Annotated in this window: 8 protein-coding genes; 4 read left to right on the forward strand and 4 right to left on the reverse strand. The window is 61.2% G+C overall.

What is annotated here, in order from left to right; translation table 11 throughout:
* Nucleotides 1-86 precede the first annotated feature (86 nt).
* Both DXD16_RS06045 and DXD16_RS06050 read right to left on the reverse strand, forming a co-directional pair.
* Nucleotides 87-1,598 (reverse strand): nucleoside hydrolase-like domain-containing protein, encoded by a 1,512-nt coding sequence (locus tag DXD16_RS06045; protein ID WP_117655463.1) that lies wholly within the window; start codon nucleotides 1,596-1,598, stop codon nucleotides 87-89.
* Between the two features lie 262 nt (nucleotides 1,599-1,860).
* Nucleotides 1,861-3,198 carry a prolyl oligopeptidase family serine peptidase gene (locus tag DXD16_RS06050; RefSeq protein ID WP_117655464.1) on the reverse strand — a complete coding sequence of 446 codons (1,338 nt, stop codon included), beginning with the start codon at nucleotides 3,196-3,198 and terminating at the stop codon, nucleotides 1,861-1,863.
* A gap of 490 nt (nucleotides 3,199-3,688) precedes the next feature.
* Between DXD16_RS06050 and DXD16_RS06055 the strand changes: the two genes are divergently transcribed.
* Together DXD16_RS06055 and DXD16_RS06060 are read left to right on the forward strand one after the other, a co-directional pair.
* The gene (locus tag DXD16_RS06055; RefSeq protein WP_117655465.1) at nucleotides 3,689-5,116 is read left to right on the forward strand and encodes a PTS transporter subunit EIIC; all 1,428 of its coding nucleotides are present in this window, start codon (nucleotides 3,689-3,691) and stop codon (nucleotides 5,114-5,116) included.
* A gap of 208 nt (nucleotides 5,117-5,324) precedes the next feature.
* The gene (locus DXD16_RS06060; protein ID WP_117655483.1) at nucleotides 5,325-6,638 is read left to right on the forward strand and encodes a DUF4038 domain-containing protein; all 1,314 of its coding nucleotides are present in this window, start codon (nucleotides 5,325-5,327) and stop codon (nucleotides 6,636-6,638) included.
* Between the two features lie 189 nt (nucleotides 6,639-6,827).
* Here the strand turns inward: DXD16_RS06060 and mgtA are convergent, their stop codons facing one another.
* The gene (gene mgtA / locus DXD16_RS06065) at nucleotides 6,828-9,596 is read right to left on the reverse strand and encodes a magnesium-translocating P-type ATPase (RefSeq protein WP_117655466.1); all 2,769 of its coding nucleotides are present in this window, start codon (nucleotides 9,594-9,596) and stop codon (nucleotides 6,828-6,830) included.
* A gap of 436 nt (nucleotides 9,597-10,032) precedes the next feature.
* Here mgtA and pyrE point away from each other — a divergent pair, with 436 nt between their 5' ends.
* Both pyrE and DXD16_RS06075 read left to right on the forward strand, forming a co-directional pair.
* A complete protein-coding gene (gene pyrE / locus DXD16_RS06070) occupies nucleotides 10,033-10,713 on the forward strand; it encodes an orotate phosphoribosyltransferase (protein WP_117655467.1) in 681 nt (226 codons plus the stop codon).
* Between the two features lie 368 nt (nucleotides 10,714-11,081).
* Nucleotides 11,082-11,702, forward strand: coding sequence for a helix-turn-helix domain-containing protein (locus tag DXD16_RS06075; RefSeq protein WP_055250846.1), 621 nt, complete (start codon nucleotides 11,082-11,084; stop codon nucleotides 11,700-11,702).
* A gap of 143 nt (nucleotides 11,703-11,845) precedes the next feature.
* On the opposite strand, the gene DXD16_RS06080 is transcribed toward DXD16_RS06075, so the two are convergent.
* On the reverse strand, nucleotides 11,846-12,700 hold the full coding sequence (locus DXD16_RS06080; protein WP_117655468.1) for a MurR/RpiR family transcriptional regulator: 855 nt from the start codon (nucleotides 12,698-12,700) through the stop codon (nucleotides 11,846-11,848).
* Nucleotides 12,701-12,717 lie beyond the last annotated feature (17 nt).

The raw sequence follows: 12,717 nt of genomic DNA on the forward strand, positions 1-12,717 counted from the left end.
TGGGTGTCCAAAAATCCCCGCTCGTTTGGCACTTGGGGACACTCTTTGCCGAATGCGGCGGCTGCCGAATGTGGGCGCCGTTCTTGCTATGCCACGGTCACGGCGATCTGGGCGTAGCGGGTGCAGGGGCGCTCGGCGTGCGTCTGCACGGTGAGGGTAAGCACAAAGCGGTCGCCGGGTCGTGCGTCGGCGGGCACGATGAAAGCGGTGTCCACCGTGCATTCTTGCCACATCGACAGATCCTGGACGCCTGCATAGCTCGATGGGTCTACGGCCACATCCCAATGTGCATCGAAGCCCCTGTCGTCGGGGTCGACGATGGTCGCCGCAAGGTCGATGCGCTCGCCGGCTGCGGCGCTGCGGTCGGCCGTGACCTCGACAACATGCGCCGGATGCGAGCAGATGGCCGGATCATGGGCGCACCATTGCGCGCGGGCGGCAAAGTCTTCCTGATAGGCACGCAGATAGGGATTGAGATTGTCGTCTGGGGGCGTGCCGAGGGCGGCAAAACCGGTGGGCGCGTTCGCATCGGGGTGTCCATCAAGAAACATGCGGCCGAGCAGCGTATCGAAGTCGCGGTCGTCGATACCGCGCAGGCCAAACGGAAGCAGCGGAATATAGGTCATGCTGTCGCCTTCGGCCATAAAGTCGCCGCGCTCAAACTGCATCGCGGGCATGCCTTCCAGGCCCCAATCCAGACGGGCATGCTTGCCAAACTGAAAGCGCTCAGGCTCGTTTTCGTAGACCTTACCATCGCCATAGAGCATATAGCGTGCCATGAGGGGTCCGTTGCCCTGCGTGAGATTCCGCTCAGGCCAAGGAGCCTTAAACAGCGGCAGCGTATCGGGCTGAGCTGTTTTGGCGTCGAAATAGTTGCCATACATATAGGGCGTACGCCAAAAGATGAGCTCGGGAAAGAGCTCGCGCCCATGGTCGAGCCACGAGTTATCCTGCCCCACACCATCGGCAACGCCCATCACGCGCACCTTCTGATAGACCCGCTGCTGTACGGCGGGCCACTCGGGTGTGGCGCGATAACGCTCGGCAATACTCATGAGGGCGCGAACGATCGTATTCATACCACCCCAGCTGAGCAACCATAACGTACGCGGATCATCATCCAGAATCGCCTGCGCAATTACGCGAGACCCCTCAGTTTCCTCAGTCACATCACCCTCAAAGGCAACATTTCCCACAAACGTACGCTCGATCATCTGGGCAGGCGTGGGAAACGGCGGTTCACCGGCGGCGTCCGCATTTGCCTGCAACTGCGGCCAAGCCTGGGCATATTCATTACTCCAGAGACTCTCAATCCAATGCTCGGGAAACGGCCGATACTCACGAAGCTCGCCGGCTAGCGGATCGGGCTCATGAGGCACAACAGCCCACTCATAAGAGCGCCGCCCTTTGGTCCGCCAATGCGAATTCACCTCGCCGAGCGTATGAACCCCATCCCCAAGAAAGTGATACTGCGAAGCCGTATACACCACAGCCTGAACATCAAGCAAGTTGAGATACAGAGCCAAATGAACAAGCGAGTTCATATCGTCGACTTCCATATCGGTAGTAACAATCACCCGAGTCAACTTCTGGGACATAGGAACAGCTCCAATCAAAATCAATTCAGCCAGTTACGCGCAAGGCAAGACGGGACCCATGCCCCCATCGCCACCGACCCGGCGGCCCGCTAGAAGCGGCCGGCCAGGGTCACGGCAACGTCAACGCAGCGGGGACCGGGGTTTAGTCTTGCAAACATTCCGCAGGGGGCATGGGCAGGCGCAGCGCGAAGCGCAAAGCGCCAGCCCATGCATGCCCGAGGACGTTTGCAAGACTAAACCCCGGTCCCCGCGATGGGAGGGCTTAGCGGTCGACCCTGGCCGACCACTCCCAGCAGCCCACCGGCTCGCCGTCGATGAGTACGTTGCCCCCGTCGAAGTCTTGATAACACAGGTCGTTGAATTGGTGGATCCACACGCCGTGGTTGAACGTCTTCTTGGCCGAGCCGTCGGCCTCGCGATACACGCCGGTCAGGTCCTCGACATGGCTAAAGTAGGTGAGATGCACGTTGGCGCCGGCATCGCGCAGGCGCGCGAACAGCGGCAGCACGGTCTGTTGCGGGTGCACGAGCTCGTCGCCCTTGGAGTGCGTAAACCACAGCGGCGTCTTGGCGAGCGCGGCTACGTCCTCGTCCGTGGCGTTGTACCACGGGGCGCAGCAGGGAAGGCCCGCGGCGAAGAAATCGGGGTAGTCGGCGCACAGGCGCAGGGTCATAAAGCCGCCGTTGGAAAGACCGGCGACCACGATGCGGTCGGTGTCGATGCGGTCGGCATGCTCGGCGACAAACTCGTCGATAAGCGCCTTGAGCACGGAGGAGTAGATGCTCTGGTTGGAGCGACCGAGTTGTTCGACGCCGTTGTCCATCCAAAACGTGGGCGACTGCGGCACGAGCACCCAGGCAAAGCCGCCAAAGTAGCGCTGGATCTGCACCTGGCTAATGGCCGTCACGCGGTTGCCGATATAGGCGCGCGTAGCGCCTTCGCCTTGCGTGGCACCCTTGCCCTCGCCGGCGCCGTGCAGATACACCACGAGCGGTGCCCTTTGGGGCACGACCGTCGCCTCGGGCGCAAAGGGGTTGAAGCATGCCGAGTCTTCGGCCTTAAAGGTGGGCTCAAAGAAGCCGTATTCGAGCGCGATGCCGTCGACGGCGGTCTTTTGCGTGGCGTTGCTCCAGCCTTTGAGCGCGGGGCAGATATCGCCACGGCAGGTGTCGAAGACCAGGCCGCAGGTGGGATCGTCGCCGTCGTTGCCGGGAAGAGCTGTGAGCTGCGTGATGCGCAGCTGGTCATCGAGCATGCGCGAGCCCATGACGCCGCCTTCGATGGTCTTGGTCAGGCGCTGCTCGGCGACCTCGAGCGCCACATGGGTGCCCACGGCGAGCTTACGTCCGTTCTCGTCGCACGGATATGCGGCGAGAACGTCGATGTAACCCACGGAGGGCGCGGCATGGTCGGCGCCGCGCTCCTTGCGCATCAGAACCTCGCCCGAGCGCTCGTGACGCTCTACATATATATGGAAGGTGTTCGCGTCGATGTCGTTGGCGCGCACGGTGCAGGGCAGGTCGAGTACGACCTTGCTGATCCAGGGGCCAAAGTCGCCCAAGGTGGTGACGGTTGCGTAGGTACACAATTTGAGCTCCATGAGCTGCCTCCCTTACGCCGCGAATGCCTGGCATCTGCGGCAATACAAACTAAACATGTTTAGTGTAATCTAGAATTGAAGAATAACCAGATGAACTCGGTAAACGGCAAAATTGAACACGTCGTGAGCTACTAAACATATGTTTACTAGCTTCTAGCAGGGATTCTGTTGATGAGTTAACAGATCAGTGAGGTGTTCATCAAAATAAAATCCCACGTAAATGGCTATATATCAATAGAGGGTCAAAGAGACCATTTCCCGCCATTCAAATACGTTCACCCCCGATTACCTACCGTTCACCGGACTGTAGACGGCAAAATTGCCATAAATTCGGCGCTCCGTGTAAACTAAAGCTCGTAAACGTTCAGTAAACACTTTGTTTACGACAGCGTATCCAAGGGTCCGGCAACCGTAAGGGGTTATAGTCGCCGGGCCAAAGGCGTGCCTAAGCCCAAGGGGGCTGGCACACGAAGATATGGGGAGGGGTCCCATGGCAGTAGATAACAAGCAGATTGCCACCGATGTCCTCGAGCTCGTGGGCGGTGCGGAGAATGTCACCGTCGCCACCAACTGCATGACGCGCCTGCGTCTGACGCTCAAGGATAACAACAAGGTTGACGTGGAGAAGATCAAGAAGGTCAAGGGTGTTCTGGGTTGCCAGTTCGCCGGCAGCCAGCTCCAGGTCATCATCGGCCAGAACGTGCCCAAGGTGCTCGCCGAGTTCGTCGCCATCTCCGGCGTCAAGCAGGGTGAGGCCGTCAACGAGAACCTCGATGCTCCCAAGGAGAAGTTCGAGCTCAAGAACCTGCCCAATATCATCCTCGACTATCTGTCGGGCTCCATGACCCAGCTCATCCCGCTGCTCATGGCCGGCGGTCTGTTCCGTACCATCGCGGCCGTCCTCGGCCCCACCATGCTCGGTGTGCTCTCGGCCGACGACCCGACCTATACGTTCCTTTACACCACGCTGTACGAGGCCACGTTCACCTTTATCCCCATCTACCTGGGTTATGCCGCGGCTAAGAAGCTCGGCGCCAGCCCGGTGCTCGGCATGCTGCTCGGTGGCGCCCTCATGGCTCCTTCTGTGGTGAGCGTCGCCACCCAGGAGGGCGGCGGAATCATCTCCGTCTACGGCATCCAGATCGCCGCTGCCAACTATCAGCAGTCCGTCCTGCCGATCATCCTTTCGGTGCCCGTCCTCTACTTCATCGAGAAGTTCTTTAAGAAGGTCATGCCCGACGTGCTCTCCACGGTCTTCACGCCGTTCTGCACCATGATCGTCACCATCCCCATCGCCTTCATCGTCCTCGCCCCGATCGGCAACGAGATCGGTACGCTGATCGCTAACGCCCTCTTCGGCCTTGCTGACCTTGGCGGCATCGGTATCCTGATCGTCATGGCCGTCCTCGGTGCCTTCTGGCAGCTCTTCGTGGTCTGCGGCATGCACATGCCCGTCATCCTGCTCGCTCAGGTTCAGATCATCGCCGCCGGCTACGATCCCTTCGTCTTCGTTTCCACCAACTGCGCTATGGCCGCTGTCTGGGGCTGCGCCTTCGGTGCCTTCCTCAAGATGAAGAACCCCGACGAGAAGTCCCTTGCCATCGGTTACGTCATCTCCGCCATCGCCGGCGGCGTTACCGAGCCTGCGCTCTTCGGTATCCTCATGCGCTTCCGCCGCACCATGCTCGGCATGTTCATCGGCGGTGCCATCGGCGCTGTGTTCTCCGGCCTCATGGGTGTTACCTACTACCTCGCAGGCGGTGCGTCCAACTTCCTGGTCTTCACCAACTACCTGCAGGGTGGCCAGATGAATACCGTCTGGGCTATCGTTGGTATGGCAATCTCCTTTGTCATCGCCGCTGCCGTCGTCTTTGCCTGCGGCTTCTCCAAGGAGGAACTCGCCGAGATGGAGGCCTAAGGCCAAACCGTTCGGTCACATATGACCTCACCTACACGACAGGGCCCCGTCAGGCGTAAGCCCGGCGGGGCCCTTCTTGCAAGGTAGACTGATGGGGCGGACGGGATTCGCCCGCGAGGGTTTGCCAAGCGGCAGGGGCTTTCGCACGGGGTTACCGCGAAAGCCCCCGGCGGTTCGCAAATCCTTTATCAAACGAAAGGACATGCAGATGAGTTTGGGAAAGCTGACCGTCAACGGTCGCCAGGACGGCTTTTTGTGCGAGGGCAAACCGTTCTTCTGGTTTGCCGATACGTGCTGGAGCGCATTTACGAGCATTGCCGAGGATGACTGGGACTACTACCTGACCCGCCGTGCCGAGCAGGGCATGAATGTGCTGCAGATCAACACGCTGCCGCAGTGGGACCGCTGCTGCCCCGACCTGGGCATTTGGCCCTATGCCAGCGAGGACGGCGTGCACTTTGATTGGTCCCGCCCCAACCAGGCATATTGGGACCGCGCCGCCGCCATGTGCCGTGCTGCCGTCGAGCACGGCATCCGTCCGGCGCTCGTGCTTATGTGGTGCAACTACGTGCCCGGTACCTGGGGTGCCAAGATCGCCGAGCGTTGCGGCGCCGAGGTTATGCCGCGTGAGGAGGTCCGTGCCCACGTTGCCCGCGTCGTCGAGAACCTGGGCGAGTTCAACCCCGTCTACGTGGTGACGGGCGATACCGACTTTGCCGGCGACGAGGCGATCGCCTATTACGAGGACGCGCTCGACGAAGTCGTCAAACGCGCGCCCGAGGCCCTGCGCACCATGCATATCAACCGCGCTAACCGCACCATTCCGGCACAGTACCTAGACCGTCTGGACTTTTACATGTTCCAGCCCGGCCACAACTACGAGGGCCAGCCCGAGGCCTGGCGCCTGCCGCGGGACTTTACCGCCAACTATCCCAAAAAGCCGATGGTCAACTCGGAGCCCTGCTACGAGCAGATGGGTGCGTCGCGCAACGTCTACTGGCGCTTCACCGCGCAGGATTGCCGCGCGAGCGTATGGTCGAGCATTCTTGCTGGCGCCAGTGCCGGCGTGACCTACGGTGCGCACGGCGTTTGGAACTGGCAGACCAGCAAGAGCCAGGGCTCGGTGCTGGGCGAGGGCTTTGATATGCCGTTCCGCTGGCAAGAGTGCCTGCAGTTTGCGGGCGTGTGGGACTTTGGCGCGATTGAGCATGTGCTTGCCGGCTTGGGTGCCACGGCTGCCGACGACGCGCTTGCCGTGGTTCCGGCGCAGGAGCTCCTCGATGACGCGCGCGAGGCCATCCGTGTGGCACGTGTTGGCGATCGCGTCGTCACGTACCTGCCGCGCACCACGGCGCTCAAGTTTAAGCTCGACGGCGCGCGCGGCTGGACGGCGACGGCCCTCGACATGGAGGACAAGCGCATCGCCAGACTGCCCGTCCGCGATAACGGTGACGGCACCGTGCGCGTGGCTCAGCATCCCTTTGAGCACGACGCCCTGGTGATCCTGACCCCTGGGCGCTAACGGCTCTTCTCCAACATTTACAACCCAGTCCCTTTCATAAGGCTGCGACGGAATGGTTCCTGCATGACGGCTTTAAGCTGTCAAGGGGAGCCATTCCGCCGCACTCATTGGGGACGTACTTAAATGAGTGGTTTAACTTGAGACGGGACTTTTTGACCGCCTGATGGGTCGCGCGCCACAATTCGGGCGCTACAGTAGCTCGCCGTGGCGGGCGATGTAGCGGCGCTTGGCCAGTTGGGTGAGCGCGATGTAGGCGGCGACAATGCCGATGAGCAGCGCGAAGAAGATTGGCGGCAGCGGCATGAGACCCAGCGCATCGGCGATGGGGCTTGCCGGCAGCCAAGTGACGAGCACCAGGCCCAGCACGGTGAGGAGGCACAGCGCGGGCGCGGCGTGGTCGCGCAGGCTCGGTAGGCGCGGGGAGCGCAGCATGTGGATTACGAGCGTCTGCGACCACATGGACTCGACAAACCAGCCGCTCTGGAAGATTGCGGCGAAGGTCGTCATGCCCGCGACGTTGCCCGCGGCGGCAAGCTTTGCCCAGCTCGCGCCCACGGTGGCGGGGCACACCACAAAGAAGAGCGCGGCGAAGGTCACGATGTCAAACAGCGAGCTCACGGGGCCCAGCTCGAGCATAAAGCCCTGAATGGACGCGGCGTCCCAGGCGCGCGGACGGACGGTCCAGGCGTCGTCGACGGTGTCCCACGGCAGCGCGATGCACACGATCTCGTAGACCAGCGACAGCAGCACCAGCTGCAGAGCGCTCATGGGCAAGAACGGCAAGAACAGGCTCGCGACGGTCACGGATAGCACGTTGCCAAAGTTGGAGCTCACCGTGGTCTTGAGGTACTTGAGTAGGTTGCCGTAGGTGCGGCGGCCTTCGATGATGCCGCGCTCGAGCACGCCCAGGTCCTTCTGGAGCAAGATGATATCGGCGGATTCCTTGGCGATGTCGACGGCGGAGTCGACCGAGATGCCGCAGTCGCTCGCGCGCATGGCGGCGGCGTCGTTGATGCCGTCACCCATAAAGCCCACGGTGTGACCGAGCAGTTCGCGCATGACGCGCACCAGGCGCGCCTTCTGCAGCGGCGAGAGCTTGGCGAAGAGGTGGGTGTTCTCGGCGCGCTCGGCAAGTTCGGCGTCATCGAGCGCATCGATCTCGGAGCCGAGCAAGACGTTGCTCGCGTCGATACCGATCTGTTCGCAGACGGTGGCGGCGACGCGGTCGTTGTCGCCGGTCAGGACCTTGACCGCCACACCCTTGGCCTCGAGCGTGGCGACGGCGCCCGCGGCACTCGCCTTGGGCGGATCGAGGAAGGCCAAAAAGCCCATCAACACCATGTCGCATTCGTCGGCAATGCCAAACTCGCCCACGCAGCGCGGATTGGTTTTCTGCGCCACGGCAATCACGCGCAGGCCCTCGGCGTTGAGCCCGGCGACCTGCTTGCGAATCTGGGCGAGCTTATCTTCGGTAAGCGGCTGGGCGGCGCCATCGACCTCGACAAAGGAGCAGATCTCGAGCATTTCCTCGGCAGCTCCCTTGGTGACCATCTGGGTTTTGCCCTGGGCGTCGGCGACGACTACGCTCAGGCGGCGGCGCGAGAAATCGAAGGGCACCTCGTCGACCTTGGTATAGCGGTCGCGCAGGCTCTGGCCCAGCATAGAATCGGGCACGACGGTCGAGGGCGTCACATCGGCACGGTCGATGACGGCCAGGTCGATAAGGTTTTTGAGGCCGGTCTGGAAGAAGCTGTTCAAAAACGCATGGCGCAGCACGCGCGCATCCTCGTTGCCGTCGGTGTTGAGGTAGCGCTCGAGCACGATGCGGTCTTCGGTGAGGGTGCCGGTCTTGTCGCAGCACAGGACGTCCATCGCGCCGAGGTTTTGGATCGCCGGCAGCTCCTTGACGATAACCTGGTGGCGGGCGAGGTCCTTGGCGCCCTGCGACAGGCTCGTGGTCACGATGACGGGGAGCATCTGCGGCGTGATGCCCACGGCCACGCTCGTGGCGAACAACAGCGCATCGATGACGTTGCCCTTGGTGGCGGCGTTGATGGCAAAGACCGCCGGCGCCATAACGAGCATGAGGCGCACGAGCAGCATGGAGACGCTCGAGACGCCGCGGTCAAACGCGCTCTTCTCGCCGCGCCCGTTGAGCATCTTGGCGATGCCGCCCAGGTAGGTGTCCGAGCCGGTGGCAACGACAAGCGCCATGGCGGTGCCGTTTTGCACGGAGGTGCCGGTAAAGACGATGTTCTTGCAGGCAGAGAGTGGTAGCGCGGAGCCGTCGGCACCCTCGACGACGGTGATGGCAGCGGTCTTCTCGACGGCCTCGCTCTCGCCGGTGAGTGCGGACTCGATCACAAACAGGTCGCGCGCGGTGATGATGCGGGCATCTGCCGGCACCATGTCGCCGGCAGAGAGGCGGATTACATCGCCGGGGACGAGCTCGTCGAAGGGGATCTCGACGCGCTCGCCGTCGCGCAGGGCACAGCAGGTGTTGGAGACCAGGTCCTTAAGGGCCTCGGCCGCATTGCCGCTGCGGGCTTCCTGGATAAACTTCATGCCGCCCGATACCAGCAGCATGATGCCGATGACGATGACCGTGGAGGGGTCACGCTGCAGCTCGGGCACGGCGAGCACGTCGATGTAGAGCGAGACCAGTGCGAGGGCGGCGAGGATGCCAGCGAAGGGATCGACGAACGCGTTGGCGATGCGGCGGGCGAGCGTCTTGGTCGGCGCTTCGATGGTGTTGGGGCCGACGGCGCTCAGGCGCTCGGCGGCGTGCTCGGCGGTGAGGCCGTCGGCTGTGGCGTCGAGCAGCACGAGAGCATCCTCGGCGCTATGGGTGGCGGCGAATATGGTGTTCTTGGACATGCCGGTATGAGCGGCGGGGCGCGCCGTGCGGCGGCGCTTGGAGATGGCTTCGAGTACCGTGGCGGTTTTGAGCATCAGCATAGGGTCCTCCTTGTTGAAGGGAGTTAGCGTACGTGTCGTATGTGCTTCAAAAAACCTAGATGTCGCTCGCGTCATGCTCGCGAGCTACCACGAAGGGGACGGGCACCTTTGTGGTGGTTTTGACGGTCAGCTGTTGGCGCTTATGCGTGTGCGGAATCCTCGCGGCGTGCCGAGGGCGACATGCAGGTTTTTCGACTATGACTGCCTTCCATGGCACACCTCCTTAAGGCCGGGCGCGATGCGCTTCAGGTATCACGTACCCGTTACAATCCGCCCGTATTCTTGATGAGGGGGTTTGTCGTGTCAACCCCTTTGTTTGGAAAACCATTGCTCCTGACAAAGCCTTTACAGAATGCTGAGGCTCCAAAGCGCGCCCGCAACGCGCCCTGCCTGCGCTAAACTGGAAGGCACGTACGCGATTACGAGAGGAGCCCGCATGGAGGCTTACAAGCAAGAGTTCATCAAGTTCATGGTCGAGTCCGACGTCCTTAAGTTCGGCAGCTTTACGCTCAAGAGCGGCCGTCAGTCCCCGTTCTTTATGAACGCCGGCGCCTACGTGACGGGCTATCAGCTCAAGAAGCTGGGCGAGTATTACGCCCAGGCCATCCACGATAACTTTGGCGACGACTTTGACGTGCTGTTTGGACCGGCCTACAAGGGTATTCCGCTGGCCGTCGTGACCGCAATTGCCTACCACGAGCTGTACGGCAAGGAGGTCAAGTACTGCTGCGATCGCAAGGAGGCCAAGGACCACGGCGCCGACAAGGGCAACCTGCTGGGCTACGAGCCCCAGGACGGCGACCGCGTGGTCATGGTCGAGGACGTCACCACCAGCGGTAAGTCCATCGACGAGACCTATCCCAAGGTCAAGGCTGCTGCCGATGTCGAGATCAAGGGCCTCATCGTGTCCCTCAACCGCATGGAGGTCGGCAAGGGTGGCGTGACCACCGCGCAGAAGGAGATCGAGGCCAAGTACGGTTTCCCCGTCGCGAGCATCGTCTCCATGGCCGAGGTCGTCGAGACCCTCTACAACCACGAGATCGACGGCAAAGTCGTCATCGACGACGAGCTCAAGACCGCTATCGACGCCTACTACGAGCAGTACGGAGCTCGTTAGTTACGGCGTTTTACCAAACGCCGTAACTGCTCGACGCTGCAAACCCGCCAGAGCGGCAATCTGCCTTTCAACTTCGGCGGCATGACCAGAAGGTCAATGCCGCCTCGTTTCAAGGCACCTTGCTCGCTCTGGCGGGTTTTCGCTGTCGCTACCAAAACATCGGCGTTGCCGTGGTAGTCATTGGGGACAGACATAAATGAGTAGTCATTGGGGACGTTCTTAAATGACTACTCAGGATGAGTGTCCAAAAATCCGCGCTCGTTCGATTGGCGCATGTCTACGCAGCGTAGGTTGTCGAGCCTGGCCTTCAAATGGATACTGACTGTCGAACCGGTTCACTCCATTTCTTCAATTTGATTGGACAGCCCATGAACCAGACACGGCAAACCAATGCCTCCCATACTTTTTTGGCAGCGCATGCCATCAAGCAGCTGCGCGAAGAGCGCGGCCTCACCCAGCGCGCCCTGGCGGAAAGCCTTGGCGTGACCGATAAAGCCGTCAGCAAGTGGGAATCCGGCCGCGGCCTTCCCGACATTTCCCTCGTTGAGCCTTTGGCCCAGAGACTCGGCATAAGCGTGGCTGAGCTTTTGGCTGGTGACATTCGGGCCAACGCCAACCGTGCAGGCAATATGCTCAAAGGCGTCTTTTACGTTTGCCCTATCTGCGGAAACGTTGTGCACGCGCTCGGAGAAGGCAGCTTTAGCTGCTGTGGCTCCACGATGTTTCCCCAGGAGGCCGAAGAGCCGGACGCGGACCACGCCTTTTCCATCGAGCGCATCGAGGACGATTGGTACGTCACGCTCGATCATCCCATGACCAAGGATCACTACATTAGCTTTGTGGCATATGCGACTATGGACGGCATCTGCTTTAAGAAGCTCTATCCAGAGCAATCGGTGCAGCCGCGCTTCCATATTACCGGGCGCGGCAGGATATATCTTTACTGCAACCAACACGGACTCTTTACGTCGCTGACGCCTCGCAAATAACGGCTGTCTATCCGCCCTCCTCATGCGTTCCCAGGGGACCCAAAATGAGCGTGGATAATCTCCCGTTTATGGGCCGCATGCAGGCTCAAAGTGGGAGATTATCCACGCTCGTTATCTGAGTGTCCGAAAATCCACGCTCGTCGCTACTTAAGCCCGGGCAGGCGGGTGTAGGGAAACGAGCGCTCTAAGAACTCGGAGCAGCGGGCGTAATCTTTGGCAAAGTAGCTGCTATAGAGCGAATCGAGTACGTATTGCACGGCGATATGGCTGGCGAACTGCGTGATGCGGTGCGTCATGCTCTCGTGGTCGCTTACCGTGAGATAGGCGGCAAAGCCGGGGTGAATGCGGGCACAGTACGGCGTGCCGATGACGATGACCGGGACATGTCGACTGCTAAGGATCGGCAAGATCTCCTTGAGGTTGGGGGCAAGGCCGCTGTAGGAGATGATGATTGCCACATGGTCGGGACCCGAGGCGAGCGCCGTGCGCACCTGAGCCTCGACGCTGTCGTGGCACGTCGCGCTTTTGCCGGCGGAAAGCAGGCGATCGCGGAACATTCCCGCTGGATACAGGTTATGCGAGCCCGTGTAGATGTCCACGGTGCCGGCGCGCATGATGAGCTTGGCGGCGTGGTTGAGCTGTGCAGGGTCGAGCAGCTCCTGCGTTTCGGCCAAGGTGGTCTGGTAGAGCCCCTCCATGCGTTCCATCACCTGCGCAGGGGTGGAGGTGGCATCGAAGGGAAAGTTGATGTCCACGTCGCGCCGGTTGCCCGCCTCGGTCGCCTGGCGGATGAGCTCGACCTTGAGATCTTTGAAGCCCTCGAGGCCGAGCTTTTTGCAAAAACGGTGCACGCTCGCAACGGAAACGTTGGTGCGCGCGGCAAATTCCTTAATAGAGAGCCCGCGCACATCCTCGCCCATGGCGAGGGCCGTTCGCCCAAGTTGTTGCTCGGTGGGGGTGAGGCTTTTGCCCTGCGTGATCTTTCGCCTGATATCCATATGGCTCCTATGCGTTT

Source organism: Collinsella sp. TF11-5AC (assembly GCF_003436775.1).
Classification (GTDB): Bacteria; Actinomycetota; Coriobacteriia; order Coriobacteriales; family Coriobacteriaceae; genus Collinsella.